Genomic DNA, 24,425 nt, shown 5'->3' on the forward strand with positions numbered 1-24,425 from the left:
TCAGAAGGTGATGATGCGGTTGCTGGCTGCGCTCTCGGCGGCCGCGTCGGCCAAGATTTGGGCGTCCACGCCGTCCTGCACCGTGGTGCGGAACGTGCCACCGTTTTGCAGCTGCGTGAAGAAGTGTTCAATCTCCAGGCGGTAGGCTGCGGCGTAGCGCTGCAGGAAAAAGGCTTCGGGGTTGTCTTGCGAGGTGCCCTGGGCCGTAGCCTGGGTCACTTCGCTGGGTTTGTGGTTGCCACATTGCAGCATGCCTTTGGATCCAATGACTTCAAAGCGCTGGTCATAGCCATAGGCGGCGCGGCGCGTGGTGTTGATCTGGCACAGGCGGCCCTTGACGGTTTTGATGGTGACGGCGGTACAGTCAAAGTCGCCGGCTTTGCCGATGGCGGGGTCGGTCAGGCAGGAGCCGGTGGCGCTTAGCCAGGCGGCGCGGTCGCCATCGCCACACAAGATCCAGCGGAACACGTCAAAGTCGTGGATCAGCATGTCGCGGAAGATGCCACCGGATTGCTGGATGTATTCCACGGGGGGGGCACCCGGGTCGCGGCTGGTGATGACCAGCATCTCGGGGTTGCCGATGTCGCCCCGGTCCAGGCGCGTCTTGGCCTCGTTGAAGGTGGGGTCGAAGCGGCGCTGAAAGCCGATCATGCAGGCCACGCCGGCCTGGGCCACCACGGCCGCGCAGGCGCGGGCACGCTCGGCCGACAGGTCCACGGGCTTTTCGCAAAAGATGTGTTTGCCCGCTTGTGCGGCGCGGGTGATCAGGTCGCTGTGCGTCGTGGTGGGGCTGCCGATGACGACGGCGTCAATCGACGTGTCAGCAAAGATGGCCTCCACGCTGTCAACGCGCGCGCCGTGTTCTTGGGCGAGCGAGGCCGCGTTGGCGGCCATCGGGTCACTCACCGCTGTGAGTTCAATGCCGGGCATGGCGGCGAGGTTGGCGGCGTGGATGCGACCGATACGGCCGGCACCAAAGAGGGCAACTTTTTTCATGGGATGGTCAAAGTGAGGGTGGGGAAAAAGACGGAAGGTCCGCGCCTCACGAGGCACGCGGGCGGGTGGGTTGGTATTGCAGCTCCAGCCGGTAGGCCAGCGCCATGAAGAGGCTCTGCACCACGGCCATGGTGTTGGTCAGGGCGCGGAAGCCGAAGACACTGGTTTCATTGACCAGGATCGAGGTCTGTGCAAACCGGGCCATCGGGCTCAGGCTGCTGTCGGTAATGCAGATGATGCGGGCGCCGCGTGCGTGGGCTTCGGCCACGATGCTTTCGGTCTCGGGGGCATAGGGTGCAAAAGAGATCGCCACCATCACATCGCCCGGGCGCAGGCCGCGCAGCTGGCCATCGTGCATGCTGCCCAGCGCGGTGATCTGCTGCACCCGTTTGTCGGTGTGCTGCAGGGCGTAGGTCAGGTAGGTGGAGATGGCAAACGAGCGGCGCGTGGCCATCAGCCACACCGTGTCTGCCCGGAACAGCAGGTCTACGGCTTCTTCAAAGGCCGGCTCCTGCAGGCTGCCTTGCAGCTCTTCCATGCCGGCAATGCCGCCGCCGATGACGGCATGCACGATGTCCGCACTGGTCAGGTCCTTGGCGCCGGACTCGATGGCACTGCGGATGCGCGATTGGTAGTCCCGGCTGGGCGATATCTGGCGTGCCAAGCCGTCCCGGAAAAGTTTCTGCATCTCCGTAAAGCCCGAGAAGCCGAAATGCTTGGCAAAGCGCACTACCGCGCTGGGCTGCACCTCGCAGTGCTCCGCCACTTGCTGGATGGACTGGATGCCCAGTTGGCCACGGTGTTGTTCTACATAGGTGCCGATCTGCTTGAGCTGTCGGCTCAAGCCTGCAAACCCGGCCGCAATGGCGGCGATCAGGGCTTCTTCGCTGTCGGGGGCGCTGGGGGAGGGAGTAGTGCTCATGCAGGACCTGTTTTGGAACAAATTATCCATCAGTAAATTTCTTTGAAAAGAAAATTTATTCTGGGGTTTATACCTATTAGAAAACTATTTCTATTTTTTGCAAGAATCGATAAACTTCTTCGCAGATGCCGGCAAGCCCAGCGTCCGCTGCTTTGCAGTGAAGTTTTCCACGCAAGACATTGACATCAAAAAATTGGAGACCGTATGAAGAACCTGAAGTTGTCCCGCAAGACATTTGCAAAAACCGTGCTCTTGAGCGCCTTGTTGGCGGTGAGCGGCATGGCGGCTGCCCAGTCCAAGATCGCCCTGATCAGCCACGCCCCCGATTCCGACTCCTGGTGGAACACCATCAAGAATTCCGTCAAACATGCCGGTGAAGACTACGGCGTGCAGGTGGACTACCGCAACCCGCCCAACGGCGATTTGGCTGACATGGCCCGCCTGATTGAGCAAGCCGCTGCCCAGGGCTACGACGGTGTCATCGTCACCATTGCCGACTACAACGTGTTGCAAAGCTCCATCAAGAAGCTGGTCGACAAGAAGATCCCGGTCATCACCATCAACTCCGGTACCACCGAGCAGAGCGAAAAGCTGGGCGCCGTGATGCACGTGGGCCAGCCCGAGTACGAAGCCGGCAAGGGCGCTGGCATGCGCGCCAAGGCCGATGGCGTGAAGTCCTTCCTGTGCGTGAACCACTACGCCACCAATCCTGCCTCCTTCGAGCGTTGCCGCGGTTTTGCCGAAGCCATCGGCGTGGACTTCAAGAAGAGCACCATCGACTCGGGCGATGACCCCACCGGCATCGAAGCCAAGGTGTCCGCCTATTTGCGTCAGAACCCCGGCACCGGTGCCGTGCTGACCCTGGGTCCAACCTCCGCCCACCCCACGCTGAAGGCCTTGGAGAAGGCCGGCCTCAAGGGCAAGATGTGGATGGCCACCTTCGACCTGTCGGATGAAATCTCCAAGGGCATCAAGGATGGCTCGGTCAAGTTCGGCATCGACCAGCAACCCTACCTGCAGGGCTACATCCCCGTGGCCGTGCTGGCCACGATGAAGTCCACCAAGAGCTCCGACTTGGCCGCCGTGTCGGCCGCCGTCAAGGGCAACGCCAAGACCACCGCGCGCTTCAATGAGTACGGTCTGGCCCCGGCCTATGGTCCCCGCCACATTGGCTCCGGTCCTGGCTTCGTGACCAAGGAGAACATCGGCAAGGTGGAGAAGTACGCAGGCCAGTACCGCTAAGCGCCTGCACCCGGGACCGGAGCGCGGCAACAGTGTCCGCCGGTCCTGGCGAAGTCCGACGTCCTGAATCTCCTTGCTATTCCCATGATCACCAACGCCCCCACCATGACTTCCATTGCCCCCGTTGACGACCGGGTCCGCGAACTCAGTGTTCTGCGCACCCTGATGGCGCGACCCGAGTTTGGCGCCCTGGCCGGAACGCTTCTCGTCTTTGCCATGTTTGCCTTCAGCGCCGGTGGCTCCGGCATGTTCAACCCCGAAGGCATCATCAACTGGAGCACCGTGGCTGCCTACCTCGGCGTGTTGGCGGTGGGTGCTGCCTTGCTCATGATTGCCGGCGAATTCGATTTGTCCGTCGGCTCCATGATCGGCTTCGCCGGCATGCTGCTGGCCATTCCCGCCCTGTACTGGGGCTGGACCATCTGGTTGTCGGTGGTATTTGCTTTCACCGCTGCCATGTGCCTGGGCTGGCTCAATGGCTGGCTGGTGGTGCGCACCGGCCTGCCGTCCTTCATCGTGACGCTGGCCTTCTTCTTCATCTTGCGCGGCCTGTCCCTGGCCGTCTCGGTCATCTTTACGGGTAAGACCATTCTGAGCGGCAATGGCGACCTGGTCCTGCGCGAAATGATTGCCCAAGACCCGGTGATTTCCTTCCTGTTCAACGGATACACGCTCACTGGTGTTTTTGACGGCCTGGCCCGCATGGGTGTCATTGCCGCACGTGATGACGGCACGGCATTGGCTACCGGCATCCCCAAGGCCGTCGTGTGGTGGATCGTGATGACGGGTGCCGGCGCGTTTGTGCTGGCCCGTACCCAAGTGGGCAACTGGATCCAGGCCGTGGGCGGCGACGCCAATGCCGCCAAGAACGTGGGTATTCCCGTGGCCAAGGTCAAAGTCGGCCTGTTCATCTTCATGGCTTTCTGCTCCACGGTGTTTGCCGTGCTGCAGGTGGCCGACGCGGGCTCGGCTGCCGCTGACCGTGGCCTGCAAAAAGAATTCGAAGCCATCATCGCCGCTGTGATCGGAGGCTGCCTCCTGACGGGTGGTTATGGCTCCGTCATTGGTGCCGCCTTCGGTGCCCTCATTTTCGGCATGGTGCAAATCGGCATCGGCTACACCAGCATCGACAACAACTGGTACCGCGTGTTCCTGGGCCTCATGCTGCTGATCGCCGTGCTCTTCAATAACTACATCCGTTCCCGCTTCGCCGGTGGCCGCCGCTAAACCCCACGCAAGTTCATCATGAGCGACTACATCCTTCAGCTGGAAGACATCAGCAAATACTTTGGCTCCGTCATCGCGCTCGGTGGCGTCACCTTGCGCCTGCGCCGTGGCGAGGTGCACTGCCTGCTGGGCGACAACGGAGCCGGCAAGTCCACCCTCATCAAGACCCTGGCGGGTGTGCACACGCCGGACAAAGGGCAGTACCTGCTGGAGGGCAAGCCCGTGCGCTTCGCCTCGCCCAAGGAAGCGCTGGACGCCGGTATCGGCACTGTCTACCAGGACCTGGCCTTGGTGCCGCTCATGAGCGTGGCGCGCAACTTCTTCATGGGCCGGGAGCCCATCAAGCAGCTCTTCGGCTTTTTGCCGGTCATGGACCACGTCTTGGCAGCCCAGACTGCGGGCGACAAGCTGCGCGACATGGGCATCCGCATCCGCGATGCCAACCAGATGGTGGGCACCATGTCCGGCGGCGAGAAGCAATGTCTGGCCATTGCGCGCGCCATCCACTTTGGCGCCAAGGTCCTCATCCTGGACGAGCCCACCGCCGCCTTGGGCGTGAAGCAATCGGCCAATGTGCTCAAGCTGATCGCAACCGCCCGTGCCCGCGGTATTTCGGTGATCTTCATCACCCACAATGTCAACCACGCGTACCCGATTGCCGACAGCTTCACGCTGCTCAACCGGGGCAAGTCACTGGGCACCTACCTGAAGAACGATGTGAGCAAGGACGAAGTCTTGGACATGATGGCTGGCGGTGAGGAAATGCAGAAACTCATGGCCGATCTCGAAGGCGTAACGATTTAAGAACTCCATGACACATTTGAAATTTCCACAGGGGCGTGACATCGACCTGGCCTGTCTGGGCCGCCTCGCCGTGGACCTGTATGCCGAACAGTTCGGCAGTGCCCTGGAATACGCGCGCAGCATGGCCATGTACCTGGGCGGCAGCTCCGCCAATCTGGCTTTTGGCGTAGCCCGCCTGGGTTGCAAGAGCGCCATGATTTCCCGCGTGGGCAACGAGCAGATGGGCCGTTTTCTCACCTCCACCTTGCAGGCCAATGGCTGCGATGTGAGCCAGGTGCAGGTCGACCCGCAGCGCCTCACCGCTCTGGTGCTGCTGGGCATCAAGGACCGCGACACCTTTCCGCTGCTGTTCGTGCGCGAAAACTGCGCTGACATGGCGGTGGACGCCGCGCTGATTGATGAGTCCTTCATCGCTCGCTGCCGAGCCCTGGCCATCACCGGCACACACCTTTCCACACCGGGCACGCGCGCTGCGTCCACGCGCGCGCTGGAATTTGCCCGCAAGCACGGCGTGGTGCGCGTGCTCGACATTGACTACCGCCCCGTGCTCTGGGGCCTGACCAGCCGCGGCGCAGGCGAAAACCGCTATGTGGCCGACGCTGCTGTGACCCGGCAGTTGCAAGAGATGCTGCCGCAGTTCGACCTGCTGGTTGGCACCGAAGAAGAGTTCTTTATTGCCGGTGGCGTGCCCAACGACCTGATGGCCAGCCTGCGCGCCGTGCGTGCGCTGAGCCAGGCGGTGCTGGTGGTCAAGCGCGGCGCGGCCGGTTGCACCGTGATCGAAGGCGCGATTCCTGGCGCGATTGACGATGCGCCCACCTTTCGAGGTGAACGCGTTGAAGTACTCAATGTGCTGGGCGCGGGTGATGCGTTCCTCTCCGGCCTCATGGCCAGCCTCTTGCAGGGCAAAGACTGGGCGCAAGCTACCCAGACGGCCAATGCCTGTGGCGCCATCGTGGTGTCCCGCCATGCCTGCTCTGCGGCCATGCCCACGCCGCCCGAGCTGGCGCATTGGTTCAGTGGCAGCCGCAACCCGCAGGTCGATGCGGACCAGCAACTGGCCCATCTGCACCGCGTGACCGCGGCGCGCCCGGTGTGGAACGAGCTGTGCGTCATGGCCTTTGACCATCGCAGTCAGTTCTTCGACCTCTGCCGCCAGGCAGGCGCCCCCGAGTCCCGCATTCCGGTGCTGAAGAAGCTGCTGGTCACCGCGGCAGAGCGCGTGGAGCAGGGCAGCGGCTTGCAAGGCGCCACCGGCGTCTTGGTCGATGGCGGCAGCTACGGTGCCGACGCACTGGCCAGCGCCACCGGCCGCGGCTGGTGGGTGGGCCGCCCGGTGGAGTTACCCGGTTCACGCCCTTTACGGTTCGATGGCACCCGATCGGTGGGCAGCGCGCTCACGCACTGGCCCACCCAGCAAGTGGTCAAATGTCTGGTGCACTACCACCCGGACGACCACTACACCTTGCGCCTGGAGCAAGAGCAAAAAGTGCTGGAGCTGTGGGAAGCCACCCGCGCCAGTGGTAACGAGCTGCTGCTCGAAATCATCCTGCCCAAAGCCATCGTGGTCGCGGGTGAGGAAGACGCAGCGGTGCTGCGCGCCGTCAAACGCTTCTACAACCTCGGCGTCAAGCCCGAGTGGTGGAAGTTGGCCCCCATGCAAGAGAGTGGTTGGGCCGAGCTGAAGGCGCTGATCGACGAGCGAGACCCCTATTGCCGTGGCGCCGTGATCCTGGGCTTGAACCAGCCCATCCAGCATCTGGTGGAGAGCTTCAAGCTGGCCACCAATCCGGTGGTCAAGGGCTTTATGGTGGGCCGCAGTCTCTGGGCCGATGCGTCCCTGGCCTGGCTCTCGGGCCGCGTGACGGACGCGCAGTTTGTGAGCGAGGTCGCCCACAATTTCACGATTCTGGTCAACGCCTGGCGCGGCCGGCATGCGGCGGCTACGGCGCCAGTGCGCGCAGCCGCCTGACTTTTGCAGCGAAGAATTTTTTCATGACACGCACCCAACGACTCACGCTCTCGCAAGCCCTGGTCAAGCATCTCGCCGCCCTCAAGGTGGAAATGCATGACGGCAGCATCCAGCCCTACTGCGGCGGGGTGTTCACCATCTTCGGCCATGGCAATGTGGCCGGTTTCGGCGAAGCATTGTGGGCCGAGCGCCAGGCCCTGCCCACGTACCGCGCCCACAACGAGCAGGGCATGGCCCATGCGGCCATCGCTTACAGCAAGGCGCACATGCGCCAGCGCATCATGGCCGTGAGCACCAGCATAGGCCCCGGCGCCACCAACCTGGTCACTGCCGCTGCGGTGGCGCATGTGAACCGCCTGCCCGTGTTGCTGCTGCCCGGCGACACCTTTGCCTCGCGCGCGCCGGACCCGGTGCTGCAGCAGGTCGAGAGTTTTCAGCAGGGCGACCTGAGCGCCAACGATTGCTTCCGCCCCGTCACGCGTTTCTTTGACCGCATCACGCGGCCGGAACAAATCCTCACCGCTCTACCCCGCGCCATTCAGATCATGACGGACCCCGCCGCCTGCGGCCCGGTGTGCCTGGCGCTGCCGCAGGACATTCAGACCCATGCGTTCGATTGCCCGACAAGCTTTCTGCACCCCGAGCTGATCCAGTTCCGCCGCCCGCCCCCCGATGCGCGCGAACTGCAGAAGGCCGTCGCTTTGCTGAAGACGGCCAAGCACCCCCTCATCGTGGCCGGTGGCGGTGTGCTCTACAGCCATGCAGGCGAGGCATTGCGCGCCTTTGCCGAAGCGCATGGCATGCCCGTGGTCGAGTCGCACGGCGGCAAGAGCAGCCTGGCGTGGGACCACCCCTTGAACCTCGGCGCCATCGGCGTGGACGGCGCGCCCAACGCCAACGTGCTGGCCCGCGAGTCCGATGTGGTGTTCGCCGTGGGCACCCGCCTGCAAGACTTCACCACCGGCTCGCACGCCCTGTTTGCCAACGCCAAGTTGCTCAGCCTCAACGTGCAAAGCTTTGACGCCAGCAAGTGGAGCGGCACCGCGCTGGTGGCGGACGCACTGGTGGGCCTGCAAGCCCTGAGCGCCGCACTGGGTGGTTGGGCGGCAGACAGCGCCTGGACTGCACGCGCCAAGCAACAAGCAGCGCTGTGGAACGCGCGGGTCACCGAACTCACTACCGCGGCGCCCCAGCCCGGTGTGTTGCCCTACGACGCCGAAGTGATTGGCGCTGTGCGCGACTCGCTCAACGATGCGGGAGGCGACAGCGGTGTGCACGACGTGGCCATTTGCGCTGCTGGCACCTTGCCTGCCGAGCTGCACAAGCTCTGGCGCGCCAGCCGGCCCGGCAACTACCACATGGAATACGGCTACTCCTGCATGGGCTATGAGATTGCAGGCGGCCTGGGCGTCAAGCTGGCCCGGCCTGAGCAAGAGGTCATCGTGCTGGTAGGCGATGGTTCTTACATGATGATGAATTCCGAGCTGGCCACCTCCGTCATGCTGGGCAAAAAGATCATTGTGGTGGTGCTGGACAACCGGGGTTACGGCTGCATCCAGCGCCTGCAAACCGCGTCCGGCAGTCCCGCGTTCAACAACCTGCTGGACGACTGCATTGGCGAGGGGGGCGAGGCCAGCCGCATCGACTTTGCGCTCCACGCCCGCAGCATGGGTGCAGATGCCGTGCATGTGGCCAACGTGGCCGAGCTCAAAGCCGCCATGGTGAAAGCCCGCGCTGCCAAACGCAGCCAGGTGCTGGTGATCGACACCACCCACACCCGCACCACCGAAGGCGGCTGCTGGTGGGAGGTGGCAGTTCCTGAGGTGTCCGCGCGCAGCGAGGTGCTGGACGCCCACGCCCGCTATGTCGCCGGCAAGCAAGAACAACGTGTTTGATTCTTAGATTCAGAAAGAAGCATTGAAATGACCTGGAACGTCCGCATTGGCATCAATCCCATCTCCTGGTTCAACGACGACATGCCCTCCCTGGGCGGCGAAACCCCTCTAGAGACCGCACTGCGCGAGGGCAAGGAAATCGGCTACGTCGGCTTCGAGTTGGGCAACAAATTCCCCAAGGATGGCCCGTCTCTCAAAGCCAAGCTCGATGAGTATGGTCTGGCTTGCGTGTCCGGCTGGTACTCCGGCTTTCTGGCCGAAGTAGCACCCGGCCAGAGCAATGCCGACGCCGTGGCCGCCGAGATAGAGCGCTGCAAGGCCCACATGAGCAAGCTGCAATACAACGGCGTGAGCGTGGTGGTCTATGGCGAGTGCGCAGGCACTGTGCAAGGCCAGATGGACACCCCCGTCAACAAGCGGCCCCAGTTTGCCAGCGAAGCCCTGTGGCAGGCGTATGCCGAGCGTCTGAACGCGTTTGGCGAACATCTCATCCAGACCTATGGCATCAAGTTGGCCTACCACCACCACATGGGCGCTTATGTGGAGTCCCCGGCCGACATCGACAAGCTGATGACGCTGACCGACCCCGCCAAGGTCTTCCTGCTATACGACACCGGCCACGCCTACTTCGGCGGCGCAGCTGATCCGGTGACCCTGCTCAAGAAGCACGTCAAGCGCGTGGTGCATGTGCACTGCAAGGACGTACGTACCCCGGTGATAGCCCAGGCCCGCAACGACGGCTGGAGCTTTTTACACGGCGTGCTCAACGGCACCTTCACTGTGCCCGGCGACGGCAGCATTGACTACGCCGCCGCGCTCAAGGTGCTGCGCGAGGCTGGCTATGAAGGCTGGCTGGTGGTGGAGGCCGAGCAGGACCCCGCCGTGGCCCCCAGCTACCAATACGCCAAGAAGGGCTTTGACACTCTCAGCGCTCTGGTCAAAAGCATCGCCTGATTCGCAAAGGACACCACCATGGTCAGCCCCCTCTTAGCCAAGGCCGCACCCTCGGGGCGCGAGATTGTCAACGTCACTCCCGAGCGTGCGGGCTGGACGCATGTGGGCTTTCGCGCCGTGCGCCTCGAAGCCGGTGCTGTCGAAATCGTAGCTACCGGCGCACGTGAGTTGTGCGTGGTAGTGCTCACAGGCTCTGTGGATGTGACCGTGGACGGCACCACCTACGCCAACCTCGGCACCCGCGACAGCGTGTTTGACGAAAAGTCCCCCGCTGCCGTCTATGTGCCTGCCGGCAAGACGGTCACGCTGCGCGGAGTGCGCAATGCGGAAGTTGGCCTGTGCACCGCACCTACTGACGCACAAGAACGCACTGTGCGCGTGATCGACCCCGCCACCATGCGCCGCAGTGTGCGTGGCAAGGGCACTAATACCCGTTATGTGTGCGACATCCTGCCGCACGACGACCCCACCGCCGCCCACCTGCTGGTGGTGGAGGTGATGACACCCGCCAGCCACAGCAGCAGCTACCCGCCCCATAAGCACGATGTGGAGCAGCCACCCGTGGAGACGCTGCTGGAAGAAACCTACTACCACCGCCTCAACCCGCCGCAGGGCTTTGCTTTTCAGCGCGTCTATACCGACGACCGCAGCATCGACGAAGCCTGCGCTGTCGAGAACCACGACGTGGTCATGGTGCCCAAGGGCTACCACCCGGTGGTGGCGCCCCACGGCTATGACTCGTACTACCTGAATGTGATGGCGGGCCCCAACCGCTTCTGGGTCTTCAAGAACGACCCCGCCCATGAATGGATGCTGGCCCCTGCTGCCGCTACCTGACCCCTTTAAAGAAACACTTTTCATGTCCCCAATCACTGCCATCTCCCACTACATCCACGGCCAGGTCACCCCCGGCACCAGCGGCCGCGCCCAGGATGTCTTCAACCCCGCCACCGGCCAGGTCACCGGCTCGGTGGCACTCGCCAACGGGGCGGACGTGAATGCTGCCGTGGCATCCGCACAAGCCGCTTTCCCCAAATGGGCGGACACGCCACCGATCCGCCGTGCGCGCGTGATGTTCAACTTCCTGCAACTCCTGAATGAGCACAAGGACGCTCTGGCCCGCATGATCACCGCCGAGCACGGCAAGGTGTTCACCGATGCGCAGGGCGAGGTGTCCCGTGGCATCGACATCGTCGAATTCGCCTGTGGCATTCCGCAGCTTCTCAAGGGCGATTTCACCGACCAGGTCTCCACCGGCATCGACAACTGGACCCTGCGCCAGCCGTTGGGCGTGGTGGCCGGCATCACGCCGTTCAACTTCCCGGTCATGGTGCCTGCGTGGATGTTCCCGGTCGCCATCGCGGCGGGCAACACCTTTGTGCTCAAGCCCAGCCCGATTGACCCGTCCCCCAGCCTCTACATTGCCGATTTGCTCAAGCAAGCCGGCCTGCCCGATGGCGTGTTCAACGTCGTGCAGGGCGACAAGGAAGCGGTGGACGCACTGCTGGTACACCCTGATGTGAAGGCCGTGAGCTTTGTGGGCTCCACACCGATTGCCAACTACATCTACGAGACCGGTGCCCACCACGGCAAGCGCGTGCAGGCCCTGGGCGGCGCCAAGAACCACATGGTGGTCATGCCCGATGCGGATGTGGACCAGGTGGTGGACGCACTCATCGGCGCAGGCTACGGCTCCGCGGGCGAGCGCTGCATGGCCATCAGTGTGGCGGTGTTGGTGGGCGATGTGGCCGACAAGGTCATCCCCAAATTGCTGGAGCGCACCAAGACGCTCAAGGTGCTCAACGGCACCAACCTCGCCGCCGAAATGGGCCCCATCGTCACCCAGGCCGCGCACAAGCGCATCAGCGGCTACATCGACCTCGGTGTGCAAGAAGGCGCCACGCTGCTGGCCGATGGCCGTGGCTTTGATGGCAAGCAAGCGGGTGAAGGCTGTGGCGATGGCTTCTGGCTCGGCGGCACACTGTTTGACCACGTGACCCCCGAGATGCGCATCTACAAAGAAGAAATCTTCGGCCCCGTGTTGGCGTGCGTGCGCGTGCCCGACTTTGCCAAAGCACTGCAGCTCATCAACGACCACGAGTTCGGCAACGGCGTGGCCTGCTTCACGCGCGACGGCAACGTGGCGCGCGAGTTCAGCCGCCGTGTGCAGGTGGGCATGGTGGGCATCAATGTGCCCATTCCGGTGCCCATGGCCTGGCATGGGTTTGGCGGCTGGAAGAAGAGCCTGTTTGGCGACATGCACGCCTATGGCGAAGAGGGCGTGCGCTTCTACACCAAGCAAAAGTCCATCATGCAGCGCTGGTCCGAAAGCATCGGCAAGGGCGCCGAGTTTGTGATGCCAACTGCCAAGTAGTTTTGCAAAGAGTGTGGCTTGGGCGCTTAAGGACTGTGTGCGAATAGCTACTGAATTAATAGCAAAAACCGGCTTCAAGCCGGTTTTGTTTTTGGGGCGAAAAGAAGCGCTGCGACGAAAATCGGGCGTCAATGCAGTTTTCAGTGGCCTGGCGAGGTTCAGGCCGGCGCCCCCACTTGTTGCACAAGTGCCATCGCGAAGCGCCCGTGCCCAACCGACCAATCGGAGTAATCGTTTTCGTGCATGAAGATGAATACGTCGGCAGGAGCCACTTGGGCCATGGATTGGAGATTGCGCGAAATTGCCGCATACAGGGCCCGCTTCATCGCATCGCTACGACCGCGCCTGAGGGTGATCTCGACCACCACGACTGCGTCCGAGCGTGCCACGCCGTTGAAGCTGCGGCTGAACGCGAACTGTCCGGGCGCATAGCCTGTTACCAGGTTGAACAACTCGTCCTCGGGCATGCCAATGCTCTCTACCAGGGCTTGGTGGATGCCCCGCACGATGGCTTCGCGTGTCGTAGTGGGGGTCGAGTCGGGGAGGCTTGTGTGGATAAAAGGCATTTTTATGTTCCGTTTGATCAAAATAGCTAAAACTGTTTTTGGGGTGCTTGGCAAAAGAAATTCTTGGTCAAAGTGCTTTCCGTGAAAAGCGATTTGTTCTCTTCATCTATGTGCAATTTATTCACATAAGATGATCGCCATGCCACGTCGCCTCCCACCCCTGGGTGCCTTGCGCGCCTTCGAATCCGCAGCCCGGCTCGGCCGCATGACGGCTGCGGCCGAAGAGCTTTCCGTATCGCCCGGGGCCATCAGCCGCCAAGTCCGCCAGCTGGAAGATCATCTGGGCCTGCGGCTTTTTGACGGTACCAAAGCGCGCCCCACGCTCACTGCTGCCGCGCGCACGCTGCAGCCTGTGCTGACACAGGCTTTTCAGCAGATCGAGGACACCGTGCGGGCGCTGGCCGATGCGCGCCACGGCCCGCTGGACGTGGCCTGTTTCAGCACCTTCACGGTGAAATGGCTCATCCCGCGACTGTTTGATTTCCATGCTCGACACCCGGGCATCGAGGTGCGTCTGCGCAGCACTGACGCGGGCGTCGATGCGGCGCGGGAAGGCTGCGACTTGCTGATCACTGCTGCAGAGGCAGGGGTGCCTCGTGAAATTGGCACTGCCTTGCCCTTGTTTGCAGAGCGTTTGGGGCCGGTGCTTGCGCCTGCGCTGGCCGCTCGCATCGGCATGCCACAAACGACTGCAGACCTCGCGGGGCAAACCCTGCTGCATACCCGAATGCGACGCAACGCCTGGGACATGTGGGCAGCATCCACAGGTACCGTCCTGCCTGGCGCTGCCACGGCTGCAGGGCCCGTGTACGAGCACTACTACTTTACGCTGGAGGCTGCCGTGCGCGGCTTGGGCATTGCTGTTGCGCCCTGGCACCTGGTGACGGACGATGTGCAAGCGGGCCGATTGGTAGCGCCGCTGGGCTTTACTGCTTCGGGCTATGACTATCTCGCCGTGCGGCGCACGGCGGCTGCGCATCCCCGGTTGGATGTCTTTTGTCAGTGGTTGGTCGCGCAAGCCGCAGCCATGGCCTCCCCTCAATAGGGGCGGTGGGGATCAGAGACCGCCTGATCACTTCTTTTTCTTGTCTCCACAGGCCGTCCGCAGGAACTGCCCGGCCACAAAAATGTCGCGCTCCACGGCGCGGCGGGCGGCGGCGCTGTCGCCTTGCGCCAGGGCCTGTACCAGGTCCTCGTGCGCGTCGTTGAGCACGGCGCTGGCGGCCGGCCTATCAAACAGTCGGTTGGAGATCGGGCCGGCGCGCAGCCACAGGGTGTCAATCATCTGGAACAGCAGGGGCGAGCCGGCGGCCTTGTAGAGCAGCACGTGGAAGTCTTCATTGATGTCCAGGTAGCGCTTGGCATCGCCAGCCTGCAGGGCCGCTGCCATGTCTGCGCTCCAGCCCTGCAGCGTTGCGATCTGTGCCGCATCCAGCCGCAGGCAGCCGCGCTCAGCCGCCTCGCCCTCCAGCAGCATGCGCATCTGCAGCAGGTCGTCAAACTCGGGCACCGATAGGCGCGGCACGGTAACGCCCGCATTGGGCACGTTCACCAACGCGCCCTCGGCCGCCAAACGTTGTAGCGCCGCGCGCACCGGCATCTGGCCCACGCCCATGTCCGCCGCGACGGTACGGATCTTGAGTCGCTCGCCGGGCAGAAAGCGGCCGACGGTAATCCATTGCCGCAGCGTGGTGTAGACGCGGTCCTGCTCAGTGCTGGTGGTGGGGGATGCATCGGTGTCGGTCATGGCGCCTTAGTGTCCAACACAAAGGCGTCCATGGCCGCGACCAGTCTGTCCACATCGGCCACGGTCGTATCCGGGCAGACCAGCATCATGTTGTGGAAGGGCGTGATCACCAGGCCGCGGTTGAGCAGGTAGAGGTGAATGGCCTGCTCCAGCGCCGGGTCCAGGCGGGCGCCGGCCTCGCTGCCATTGCGTGGCGGCGTTGGGCAGAACTGGAATTCGGTGCGCGCGCCGATCTGGGTCACGCACCAGCCCAAGCCATGGCGCGCAATCACGCTGCGCAGGCCATCGGCCAGCCGGGCTGCCAGCGTGAACATATGGGCATAGGCTGCATCGGTCATCACTTCGGCCAGGTTGGCGCGCAGCGCCGCCATGGCAAGCGGGTTGGCGGTCAGCGTGGTGCCTATACCGCTGTGGCCGGGCGGCGCACTGCGCTTGGCCGCCTCGGCACGGGCTGCCGTCTCGGCGCTGAAGCCGTAGACGGCACAAGGCACTCCCCCGGCCACCGGCTTTCCCAGCACCAGCAGGTCCGGCTGCAGGCCGTGGGCGCGGGTGTAGCCGCCGGGCCCGGTGCTGATGGTGTGCGTCTCGTCAATGAGCAGCAGCGTGCCGTAGCGGCGGCACAGCGCCTGCGCCGCCTCCCAAAAGCCGGGCTCGGGCAGCACCATGCCGATATTGGTCATGGCCGGCTCGGCCAGCAGGCAGGCCACCTGCCCTTCGGCCAGTGCGGCCTCCAGCGCAGCCAGGTCGTTGAACTCCACGCTGCGCGTGGTCTGTGTGATGTCTACCACCTGGCCCAGCAGGCTGTCGCGCGTCTGGGGCTGGCCGTCCACCAGGTCCACAAACACATCGTCCACCGTGCCGTGGTAGCAGCCATTGAAGATCAGCACCTGCGTGCGCCCGGTGATGGCGCGCGCCCAGCGGATGGCGAAGCGGTTCGCATCCGACGCGGACAGTGCGAACTGCCACACCGGCAGACCAAAGCGCCGCGCCAGTTCCTCCGCCACCCACACGCCGTCTTCCCCCGGCAGCATGGTGGTGATGCCGCGCGCGGCTTGTACTGCAAGGGCGTGCGCCACCGGGGCCGGGCTGTGGCCAAACATGGCGCCTGTATCGCCCAGGCAGAAGTCCACGTAGTGGTGGCCGTCCACATCGGTCAGGCGCGCCCCTTGGGCGTGCGCCAGGTGCAGCGCAAACGGGGTTGACCAATCGCTCATCCAGTGCAGCGGCACGCCAAACAGCAGGTGCCCCGCCGCGCGTTGCGCCAGTGCTTGGGAGCACGGGTGGGCGGCTGCGTAGTGCGCACGCTCGCGCTCGCACACGGCGTCCAGGCGCTGTGGGTCCAGGGTTGTGTATTGCGCGGTCATACGAGCAACAGCAGGTGTTCGCGCTCCCAGGAGCTGATGACGCGGTTGTAAGTCGCGTACTCCAGCTCCTTCACGGCGCAGAAGGCGTCCACAAAGCCATCGCCCAGCACCTCGCGCACGGGCCCGCAGGCGCGCATGGCGGCAATCGCGTCCTCCAGATGGCGCGGCAGCTCGTGGCTCACATTCCAGGCGCTGTCGGTGGTGGCCGCGCTGGGTTGCAGGCCTTCCGTCATGCCGAGGTAACAGCAGGTGAGGGTGGCGGCCATGGCCAGGTAGGGGTTCACGTCCACGCCGGGCACGCGGTTCTCTACGCGGCGGTTGGCCGGGTTGGACTTGGGGATGCGGATGCCGCAGGTGCGGTTGTCGTGCCCCCAGCGCACGTTGATGGGTGCCGACATGAAAGGTGCCAGCCGCCGGTAGGAATTCACATACGGCGCGAACATGGGCATGAGCTGCGGAATGTAGGTTTGCAGGCCCGCAATGCACTGGCTGAAATGGGGGCTGGCCGAGCCATCGGGCAGGCTGAAAAGGTTGTTGCCGTCGGCGTCCAGAATGCTCTGGTGGATGTGCATGGCGCTGCCGGGCTCTTGCTCCATGGGCTTGGCCATGAAGGTGGCAAAGATGCCGTGGCGCAGCGCCGTCTCGCGCACCGTGCGCTTGAACAGGAAGACGCGATCGGCCAGGTCCAGCGCGTTGCCGTGGCTGAAGTTGATCTCCAGCTGGCCGGGGCCAGCCTCGTGGATCAGCGTTTCCACACCCAACTGGTGCTGCTGGCAGAAGTTGCTCAGCTCCAGCAGAAAGGGGTCAAAGTCGTTCACCGCGTCGATGGAATAGCTCTGGCGCCCGGCCTCGGGCTTGCCGGTGCGGCCCAGCGGCGGCTGCAGCGGCTCGTGCGGGTTTTGCTGGCGCGCCACCAGGTAGAACTCCATCTCCGGCGCCACCACGGGCGTCCAGCCGCGCGCCTCATACAGCTTGAGCACGCGCCGCAGCACCCCGCGCGGCGAAATCTGCACCGGGCTGCCGTCCCACTCCTGGCAATCGTGGATCACCACCGCCACCGACTCCGCCGCCCAGGGCACCACGCGCGCGGTGCTCACATCGGGGATGCAAACCATGTCCGGGTCGGTGTCGCCCACAAAGGGGCCGTTGTCGGGCTGCTGCCCGTTCACCGTGTTGAGCAATACGCTCTTGGGGATACGCATCTCGCCCGCCGCGAGGAACAGGTCGCGCGGCAGGATCTTGCCGCGTGCAATGCCCGTCATGTCGGGGATCACGCACTCCACCTCGTGGATGCGGTGTTGGGTCAGAAAGCTTTCGATGGCGCTGGGTGTGGACATGCGGTGGGCCGGTAGTGGAGATGCCCAAATTCTAGTGCGTCATTTAATTTGTGATCACAAATATTGGTTTCAATCGCCTTTTGGTCGAATTTTTCAAGCTTTGTGATCGTAAGAAGTTCCGGCCTCTCAATACATGCTAAACCTGGATTCATGAAGAAATTGGCCTCTAGCCCCCGTGGAATTTGCGCAAGCAGCTACGTTTTTGGTAGCAGATTTGGTGTTTCAGCGGCATCCGCAATGGGGGATTGCTAAGCCCAGGTAAAGCAAGGGTTAACCCTAGTAAATCCACTTGTGATCGTAGGTGCATAGGCCTATAACGGAGTCGGTTGCAGCGCTTTTGCACCCACTGCAACCAGCCTCTGGCAGACGCCCGACGCCACAGAGACATCACAACAGCGTGCTGCTTGGAAAGGTTCCCATGTTCGACGGCTCACTCCCCACCTTCCGCTTCCCCGCCGGTACCCATATCGTCCAGGTCCAGCCGCCGCAGCACGGCCCCGTGACCCTGGATTCCCCGGCGATCGAAGTGTTCACCGACCTGGCCCAGTACCGCGCCGCCACGGTGCAGCCCCAAACCTCGCTGGTCCAGGCCGAGCTGAAGATGATTTACCAGGGCGTGCGCCTGCTCTTCGTCGTGTCCGACATGCCCTCGGTCGACGGCATCCTCACCGCTGCCGACATCGCTGGCGACAAGCCCATGCGCCTGGTCCACCAACGCGGCCTCAAACACGACGACATGACTGCTGCCGACGTCATGACCCCGCTCTCCCAACTCGACACCATCACCTTCGCCGCACTCCAGCGCGCTACGGTGGAGCAAGTGATCGCCACCCTGGTCCGCTGCGGTCGCCCGCACCTCTTGGTTATCGACTCCGACACCCCCGACCGCACCCCGCGCATTCGCGGGCTGGTCTCGCAGACGCAGGTGGAGCGCCAGCTGGGCCGTGCACTGCCGGTCAGCGCCAAGGCACATACCTTTTCGGAGGTGGAGCAGGTGTTGGCGGGGCACTAGCCGCGCCGGCGAGTTGGCGATCTGTGGATAGACTTTGCTGTATTCAGCCCGGTGGCAACCGTCACCGGGCTCATCAGCACCAGCCATGAAACACCTTCGCCAACTTTTTGCTCTTTCCGTCGCCGCTGCTAGCCTCCACGTTGGCGCACAGACGACCAGCGCTTCGCCCGAGTCCATTGCGGCATCCAACGCGGCGGTTTTCAAGGCCTGTGCGGCCGCCCCGAAAGGCAGCGGAGCGTGCCCGCTCGATGCTGTCTTCGGGCTGTTCAAGCTGGCCAAGAACAACGATGTGTTGGACTTCAAGGTTGCCAACACCGTCCCTCTGGTGGTCGACCAGAACTACGGATGGGTCATGAAGCTCAACCAGAAGATCGGCAAAGTCCGCGTGCTCGAGCGCATGACATTGCCCGAAGCCCCGAAGGTGTGGGGCACCGGCGGCCAGGCGTTTGGCACCTCGGCAGACCGCAAGGTGATGTCGATGGACGTGACGCTGACCGTCTACAACGGCACCATCTCCAAGTCCTGGGACGTGGTGAGCGGCGACCCCGCCGGCCATTACCAGATCACCGTGTTCGTCGAAAACTCGGCGCCTGTGCAGTTTGAGTTTGATGTTGTTGATCCGCAGTGATCAATCGTCAGAGACTGGTTGGTTGCGGCTGGCATAAACCGGGTCGACCTCCGCTATTGTCGGAGGCCAAGCCCAGCATCAAGCTGTCTCGTCTGGACTCGTGCCTTCGACACACGTGTGGGGGCCACCAAGCCTCGGGCTTTAAACGGTCGGAACCGTCCCGCCATCTATCACGTGCTCGGAGCCCGACACAGACGCCGCGCGCGGAGACACAAGGAACGTGATCAGGTCTGCCACCTCCTGGGGCTTGGCGGGCCGACCGATCGGAATTCCACCGAGCCAGTCCATGACAAGCTTCTTGCCGCCCTCGTAGTCTGTGCCTGCTTGGGCCCCCATTCGTTCGGCGAATGCAACCGAAGCCTCGGTCTCAATCCAGCCGGGTGAGACACGCAGAACGCGAACACCCTTTGGCGCGACCTCCTTCGACAGCGATTTGCTGTAGGTGGAGAGGGCACCCTTCGCCGCCGCGTAGGCAGTAGTCGACTCCGGAAGCGGGAGCACGCGCTGGATCGACGTCACGTGCAATATGACACCCGCGCCCTTTGCCAACATGGCGGGCAGCAGCGCACGGTCAAGACGAACTGCGGACATGAAATTCAGATTCAATTCGTCGAGCCATACAGCGTCGCTCAGGGTCGCGAATCCGCCCGCCGGCGCGTTCGAGCCGCCGAGGCTGTTGATCAAGATGTCGACGCCGCCCCAACGCTCAGTGACCACGCGCGCCAGCTCGGTCACGCCTTCAGCGGTTGCCAAGTCAGCCTGCACGTATGTAACACTTTCCAGCGGTTTCTCGGGAACAGAGCGGGCGGTCGTCATCACTTGCACTCCGGCATCCTGGAGGCTCTTGACGAGCGCGGCGCCCAAGCCTTTGGTGCCGCCCGTCACCAGCGCACGTTTGCCCTTCAGTTGAAGATCGAAGCTCATGCTGTGATCTCCAACGATGCAATCAGGCCGCGTTCCAGGCGGAAGCGGTAGGTCAGATCGATCGGGCTGCCAGGGAAGTTGCCTGCAACATGGGTGCGGACGACTTGAAAGCCCTCCTCGCGCTCGAGGGCGAAGGGCGTGGTTGTCGCGTTGTACTGGACCGATGCCGCATCCTGCCAAGCCTTGATGGCGTTGATGCCTGTGTGGGTGTGGCCGTCGTCCTTCACAACGGCTTGCGCTGTGAAGCAGTGTGCAAAGGCCTCGGTGTTGCTGTGGGCGGCAGCGAAGTACGCGGCAATCGGCTCGGGGAGTGTCGGGGTGCTCATGATGAAGCTCCTTGTGGTTGAAGAAGCCCGTAGGATGCGCGCCGCAGTAAATTTAGTGAATACTCTAGAATCAGTATTGGTTATGTAAATGGGAGTACATAATGCGCGGATCCGAATTCGCAGAGCTGAAAGCTTTCGCTGCCGTCGTTGAACGCGCGAGCTTTGCCCGGGCGGCAGAGTATTTGGGGCTGTCGCCTTCTGCACTTAGCCAAACCATTCGGCAACTGGAAAACCGGATTGGGGCACGCCTCCTGATTCGCACGACACGCAGCGTGGCGCCTTCGGCAAGTGGCGAGCTGCTCTATCGGCGTATAGCACCGTTGTTTCGAGAAATGGCTGTCGCCGTCGCAGAGGCCAGTGAGGCCGCAGGACAGACCACCGGCACGCTTCGTATCAATACGCTGGGTATCGCAGCGAGAACCATCATTGCGCCCAGGCTTGCGCGCTTTCATCAGGCCTACCCGGATGTGGTGCTCGACATCGTGGTCGATGACGCACTGGCCGATATCGTCGTTGGCCGCTTCGACGCGGGCATTCGCGTGGGTGGACGGCTTGAGAAAGACATGATTGCCATTCGCCTCACGCCAGACTTGAATATGGTTGCCGTGGCGTCTCCCGACTACCTCGCACGCCGAGGCATCCCCAAGACACCTGCCGAGTTGCATAGCCACGCGTGCATCAACTGGCGGCTGCAGATGGACGGCAGGCACTACCGTTGGGAGTTTGAGAAAAGGGGGAAACGACTCGAAGTCGCGGTGGACGGCCCTGTCGTAACCAACCACGCCGACATCGGTGTTGCTGCAGCGCTCAATGGGCTCGGCATTGCCTATCACTTCGAGCGAGATGGTGTGGGTGAACTCTTGGCACAGGGACGGTTGGTCCAGGTCCTCGCGGACTGGTCCATCTCGCGCCCGGGGTTGTTTCTCTACTACCCGAACAGGCAGCATCGACCAGCCCTACTCGGTGCATTCATCGACTGTCTGTTGGACAAGGATTTGGAAGGAGACTCTCCTAGTCCCCTGATCGCCAAATCCGCTTGGTAGTCAGAACGAATCATCTGCAGCGCAGACTGGATCAAGCAGGTATTTGAATATCGCGGTTACGGGGATATTTAGAGTGGCACACACATTGACCACGTCAACGAGTGCGCCGAAAGCGCATCTTTGAGCGTGACCGTTCATGGTCCCGAGCAGACCGCAATACAAAGAACAAGGCTCCGAAACAAAGAAGGCCCCGCAAGCATTCACCCGCGAGGCCGTTGTCTTTCCGCTGTCTAGCGGATCAACTCAGATATAGCTGTTCAAGAGGTTTTCAATCCGCTCCTGCCGTCCCGACACCGGCGCCGTATCCACGTTCTTGTCGAGCACGCGCTGGGCCACCGCGTCCAGGCCCAGCTTGCCGTCCAGCACTTGCTGGCCAAAGCTGTCTTTCCAGCCCGCATAGCGGTCGGTGACGATTTGGGCCAGCTTGCCGTCGGTGATCATCCTCTCGGCGATCAGCAGCGCGCGCGCGGTCACGTCCATGCCACCAATGTGGCCGTGGAACATGTCTTCGGGGTCGATGGACTGGCGGCGCACCTTGGCGTCAAAGTTCACGCCACCGTTGACGAAGCCACCCCCCTGCATGATGGTGTACATGGCCAGCGCGGTCTCGGGGATGCTGTTGGGGAACTGGTCGGTGTCCCAGGCGCATTGCATGTCGCCGCGGTTCATGTCGATGGAGCCGAAGATGCCCAGGTCCACCGCCGTGGCGATTTCGTGCTCGAAGCTGTGGCCGGCCAGGGTGGCGTGGTTGGCTTCGATGTTGACCTTGATCTCTTTCTCTAGGCCGTAGCGGCAAAGGAAGCCGTAAACAGTGGCGCTGTCAAAGTCGTACTGGTGCTTGGACGGTTCGCGTGGCTTGGGTTCCAGCAGGATGGTGCCCTGGAAGCCGATCTTGTGCTTGTACTCCACCACCATGTTCAGGAAGCGACCCATCTGGTCCAGCTCGTGGCCGATACGGGTGTTGAGCAGAGTTTCATAGCCTTCGCGGCCGCCCCACAACACGTAGTTGGCGCCGCCCAGCTTCAGCGTGGCGTCCATGGCTTCTTTCACCTGCAGGGCGCCCAGGGCAAAGATTTCGGGGTTGGGGTTGGTGGCCGCACCCGACATGAAACGGCGGTGGCTGAACAGGTTCGCCGTACCCCACAGCAGCTTCATGCCGGTTTGCGCCTGCTTGGCGGCCAGCACGTCCACCATCTCGCGCAGGTTGTTCACGCTGTCACGGGGGGTGGCGCCTTCAGGCGCGACGTCGCGGTCGTGGAAGCAGTAGTAGGGAGCGCCCAGTTTGCTGAAAAATTCAAACGCCACGTCGGCCTTGGCCTTGGCGGCGGCCATGGGGTCGGCCATGTGCTGCCAGGGGCGCTGGAAGGTGTCGCCGCCAAATGGGTCCAGCCCGTTCCAGCAGAAGCTGTGCCAATAGCAGACGGCGAAGCGCAGCTGCTCTTCCATGCGCTTGCCCAGCACGATGCGGTCTTTGTCATACCACTTGAAGGCGAGCGGGTTGTCGGACTGGGGGCCTTCATAGGCAATGGGGCCAACGTTGCTGAAATAGGTACTCATGGTGATGCTCTCCGGTTGTTTAGTTGTGTGGTCGAATTAAATAAAGGTGCCGAGCCCCGTAGGGCATGGCGTTTCAGGTGCTGTGGTACAGGCTGCGGAAGGTGGCGTAGCGTTCCAGCAGCAGAGCTTGTTCGGCCGCTTCGGGGCGGTAGCTGGCGTGCACTTCGGGGCTCAGGCAGACCTCGGCCGCGGACGCGCCCGTGGCCAGCCAGCCCAGGCGGGCTGCGCCCAGCGCACCGCCCACGGCGGAGCTGCCATGGGTAACGATTTCAACGTCCAGCGCCGAGGCCAGTTGCTGCGCCCAGAAGGCACTGCGCGCACCGCCACCCACCAGGGAAAGGCGTTGCACGGTGCTGCCGGCGGCGTTGAGTGCGGCGAGCCCGTCTTTCAGGCCGAAGGTCACGCCTTCGATGACGGCGTAGCCCAGGCGTGCGGCGTCGGTGTCAAAGCTCAGGCCGTGGAAACTGCCACGCACGTTCGCGTCGTTGTGCGGCGTGCGCTCGCCGCCTAGGTAGGGCAAGAACAGGGGCGCGGCGGCGCGGTCGGCAGCGGGCAGGGCGGCGGCCTTGGTGGCCACCTCGCCCGCGTTGGCTGCGCCCAGCAGGTCGGTCACCCACTGCAGGCTGCTTGCGGCCGAAAGCATCACGCTCATCTGGTGCCACTGGCCGGGCACGGCGTGGCAGAAGGCATGCGTGGCGCTGGCCGCGTTGGGCTGGTAGCTGGGTGTAACGACGAAGAGCACGCCGCTGGTGCCCAGCGACAGAAAACCCTGGCCGGCCCGCACTGCACCCATGCCCACGGCGCTGGAGGCGTTGTCGCCTGCGCCACCGGCCACCACGATGCCCGCATTCAAACCCAAGGCCTGCGCGATATCGGGCTTGAGGAAGCCACCGGGCGCGCTGCCTTCCACCAGGCGGGGCATTTGCGCCTGCGTCATGCCGGTGAGCGCGAGCAGCTGGTCGGACCAGGCGCGCTTCTGCACATCCAGCCACAGTGTGCCGCTGGCGTCGGACATGTCGCTCACGTATTCGCCGGTCAGCATCAGGCGCACATAATCCTTGGGCAGCAGCACCTTGGCCACTTGCTTGAACACTTCGGGCTCGTGTTTGGCCACCCAGCGCAGCTTGGGCGCGGTGAAGCCGGGCATGGCCAGGCTGCCGGCGAGGTCGGCCAGGGTGGGCAGCTCGGCCATCATCTCCGTGCATTCGGCGGCGCAGCGTGTGTCGTTCCAGAGGATGGCGGGGCGCAGCACGTTGTCCCTGGCGTCCAGCAGCACGGCGCCATGCATCTGGCCGGAGAGACCTATGCCCTGAACGGCCGCGAACTCGGTAGGGTGGACATTGCGCAGCTGCGCCAGGGCGGACTGGGTGGCCGCCCACCAGTCGCGCGGGTTCTGTTCGCTGTGGCCGGGGTGCGGGCGCGACACCGTAAGTGCGGTGCCGGCTGAGCCGAGCACGCGGTGATCCGGCGCCAGGAGCAGTACCTTGACTTCAGAGGTGCCAATGTCGATTCCGATAAACATGAAGGGCGTTCTT

The 24,425-nt window shown here is 63.3% G+C and carries 22 protein-coding genes; 12 read left to right on the plus strand and 10 right to left on the minus strand.

The window, feature by feature from the left end:
* Both iolG and AC1RNN_RS12235 read right to left on the minus strand, forming a co-directional pair.
* A complete protein-coding gene (iolG, locus tag AC1RNN_RS12230; protein ID WP_493089004.1) occupies positions 1-996 on the minus strand; it encodes an inositol 2-dehydrogenase in 996 nt (331 codons plus the stop codon).
* A gap of 46 nt (positions 997-1,042) precedes the next feature.
* Positions 1,043-1,918: a MurR/RpiR family transcriptional regulator gene (locus tag AC1RNN_RS12235; RefSeq protein WP_493089002.1), complete on the minus strand. Its 876-nt coding sequence runs from the start codon at positions 1,916-1,918 to the stop codon at positions 1,043-1,045.
* A 204-nt stretch (positions 1,919-2,122) separates the two neighbouring features.
* On the opposite strand from AC1RNN_RS12235, the gene AC1RNN_RS12240 reads away from it, so the two are divergent.
* The 8 genes from AC1RNN_RS12240 (at position 2,123) to AC1RNN_RS12275 (ending at position 12,386) form a co-directional block, all read left to right on the plus strand.
* A complete protein-coding gene (locus AC1RNN_RS12240) occupies positions 2,123-3,160 on the plus strand; it encodes a sugar ABC transporter substrate-binding protein (protein ID WP_493089000.1) in 1,038 nt (345 codons plus the stop codon).
* Between the two features lie 84 nt (positions 3,161-3,244).
* Positions 3,245-4,387: an ABC transporter permease gene (locus tag AC1RNN_RS12245; RefSeq protein ID WP_493088998.1), complete on the plus strand. Its 1,143-nt coding sequence runs from the start codon at positions 3,245-3,247 to the stop codon at positions 4,385-4,387.
* Positions 4,388-4,405: 18 nt separating this feature from the next.
* Complete coding sequence (locus AC1RNN_RS12250) at positions 4,406-5,191, plus strand: ATP-binding cassette domain-containing protein (protein ID WP_493088997.1); 786 nt, start codon at positions 4,406-4,408, stop codon at positions 5,189-5,191.
* Between the two features lie 7 nt (positions 5,192-5,198).
* The gene (locus AC1RNN_RS12255; RefSeq protein ID WP_493088995.1) at positions 5,199-7,163 is read left to right on the plus strand and encodes a bifunctional 5-dehydro-2-deoxygluconokinase/5-dehydro-2-deoxyphosphogluconate aldolase; all 1,965 of its coding nucleotides are present in this window, start codon (positions 5,199-5,201) and stop codon (positions 7,161-7,163) included.
* Positions 7,164-7,186: 23 nt separating this feature from the next.
* Positions 7,187-9,058: a 3D-(3,5/4)-trihydroxycyclohexane-1,2-dione acylhydrolase (decyclizing) gene (gene iolD / locus AC1RNN_RS12260; RefSeq protein WP_493088993.1), complete on the plus strand. Its 1,872-nt coding sequence runs from the start codon at positions 7,187-7,189 to the stop codon at positions 9,056-9,058.
* A gap of 27 nt (positions 9,059-9,085) precedes the next feature.
* On the plus strand, positions 9,086-10,012 hold the full coding sequence (gene iolE / locus AC1RNN_RS12265) for a myo-inosose-2 dehydratase (protein WP_493088991.1): 927 nt from the start codon (positions 9,086-9,088) through the stop codon (positions 10,010-10,012).
* A gap of 18 nt (positions 10,013-10,030) precedes the next feature.
* Entirely contained in the window at positions 10,031-10,849 is an 819-nt protein-coding gene (gene iolB, locus AC1RNN_RS12270) for a 5-deoxy-glucuronate isomerase (protein WP_493088989.1), read from the plus strand.
* A gap of 22 nt (positions 10,850-10,871) precedes the next feature.
* Positions 10,872-12,386 (plus strand): CoA-acylating methylmalonate-semialdehyde dehydrogenase, encoded by a 1,515-nt coding sequence (locus AC1RNN_RS12275; RefSeq protein WP_493088987.1) that lies wholly within the window; start codon positions 10,872-10,874, stop codon positions 12,384-12,386.
* 158 nt (positions 12,387-12,544) lie between these two features.
* Here AC1RNN_RS12275 and AC1RNN_RS12280 read toward each other — a convergent pair whose 3' ends face one another.
* Positions 12,545-12,952 (minus strand): tautomerase family protein, encoded by a 408-nt coding sequence (locus AC1RNN_RS12280; RefSeq protein ID WP_493088986.1) that lies wholly within the window; start codon positions 12,950-12,952, stop codon positions 12,545-12,547.
* Between the two features lie 139 nt (positions 12,953-13,091).
* Here AC1RNN_RS12280 and AC1RNN_RS12285 point away from each other — a divergent pair, with 139 nt between their 5' ends.
* Complete coding sequence (locus tag AC1RNN_RS12285) at positions 13,092-13,997, plus strand: LysR substrate-binding domain-containing protein (RefSeq protein WP_493088984.1); 906 nt, start codon at positions 13,092-13,094, stop codon at positions 13,995-13,997.
* A gap of 27 nt (positions 13,998-14,024) precedes the next feature.
* Here the strand turns inward: AC1RNN_RS12285 and AC1RNN_RS12290 are convergent, their stop codons facing one another.
* Genes AC1RNN_RS12290 through AC1RNN_RS12300 form a run of 3 tightly spaced genes read right to left on the minus strand, consistent with a single transcriptional unit; the run spans position 14,025 to position 17,400 of the window.
* Positions 14,025-14,699: a GntR family transcriptional regulator gene (locus tag AC1RNN_RS12290; protein WP_493088982.1), complete on the minus strand. Its 675-nt coding sequence runs from the start codon at positions 14,697-14,699 to the stop codon at positions 14,025-14,027.
* Positions 14,696-16,063 (minus strand): aspartate aminotransferase family protein, encoded by a 1,368-nt coding sequence (locus AC1RNN_RS12295; RefSeq protein WP_493088980.1) that lies wholly within the window; start codon positions 16,061-16,063, stop codon positions 14,696-14,698. The genes AC1RNN_RS12290 and AC1RNN_RS12295 overlap by 4 nt, the downstream gene beginning before the upstream one ends.
* Entirely contained in the window at positions 16,060-17,400 is a 1,341-nt protein-coding gene (locus tag AC1RNN_RS12300) for a glutamine synthetase family protein (protein ID WP_493088978.1), read from the minus strand. Before AC1RNN_RS12300 ends, AC1RNN_RS12295 begins: the two co-directional genes overlap by 4 nt.
* A 418-nt stretch (positions 17,401-17,818) precedes the next feature.
* Here AC1RNN_RS12300 and AC1RNN_RS12305 point away from each other — a divergent pair, with 418 nt between their 5' ends.
* Together AC1RNN_RS12305 and AC1RNN_RS12310 are read left to right on the plus strand one after the other, a co-directional pair.
* Entirely contained in the window at positions 17,819-18,412 is a 594-nt protein-coding gene (locus AC1RNN_RS12305; protein WP_493088976.1) for a CBS domain-containing protein, read from the plus strand.
* A gap of 85 nt (positions 18,413-18,497) precedes the next feature.
* Positions 18,498-19,040: a PM0630 family protein gene (locus AC1RNN_RS12310; RefSeq protein WP_493088974.1), complete on the plus strand. Its 543-nt coding sequence runs from the start codon at positions 18,498-18,500 to the stop codon at positions 19,038-19,040.
* Between the two features lie 141 nt (positions 19,041-19,181).
* Here AC1RNN_RS12310 and AC1RNN_RS12315 read toward each other — a convergent pair whose 3' ends face one another.
* Both AC1RNN_RS12315 and AC1RNN_RS12320 read right to left on the minus strand, forming a co-directional pair.
* Positions 19,182-19,964, minus strand: a complete 783-nt coding sequence (locus AC1RNN_RS12315) for an SDR family oxidoreductase (protein ID WP_493088972.1) — start codon at positions 19,962-19,964, stop codon at positions 19,182-19,184.
* A complete protein-coding gene (locus AC1RNN_RS12320; protein ID WP_493088970.1) occupies positions 19,961-20,290 on the minus strand; it encodes a nuclear transport factor 2 family protein in 330 nt (109 codons plus the stop codon). The genes AC1RNN_RS12315 and AC1RNN_RS12320 overlap by 4 nt, the downstream gene beginning before the upstream one ends.
* 101 nt (positions 20,291-20,391) lie before the next feature.
* Between AC1RNN_RS12320 and AC1RNN_RS12325 the strand changes: the two genes are divergently transcribed.
* Positions 20,392-21,333, plus strand: coding sequence for a LysR family transcriptional regulator (locus AC1RNN_RS12325; RefSeq protein WP_493088969.1), 942 nt, complete (start codon positions 20,392-20,394; stop codon positions 21,331-21,333).
* Positions 21,334-21,576: 243 nt separating this feature from the next.
* On the opposite strand, the gene xylA is transcribed toward AC1RNN_RS12325, so the two are convergent.
* Together xylA and xylB are read right to left on the minus strand one after the other, a co-directional pair.
* A complete protein-coding gene (gene xylA / locus AC1RNN_RS12330; RefSeq protein ID WP_493088967.1) occupies positions 21,577-22,890 on the minus strand; it encodes a xylose isomerase in 1,314 nt (437 codons plus the stop codon).
* Positions 22,891-22,963: 73 nt separating this feature from the next.
* Entirely contained in the window at positions 22,964-24,412 is a 1,449-nt protein-coding gene (gene xylB, locus AC1RNN_RS12335; protein ID WP_493088965.1) for a xylulokinase, read from the minus strand.
* Positions 24,413-24,425 lie beyond the last annotated feature (13 nt).

The organism is Rhodoferax sp. GW822-FHT02D07, assembly GCF_058802405.1.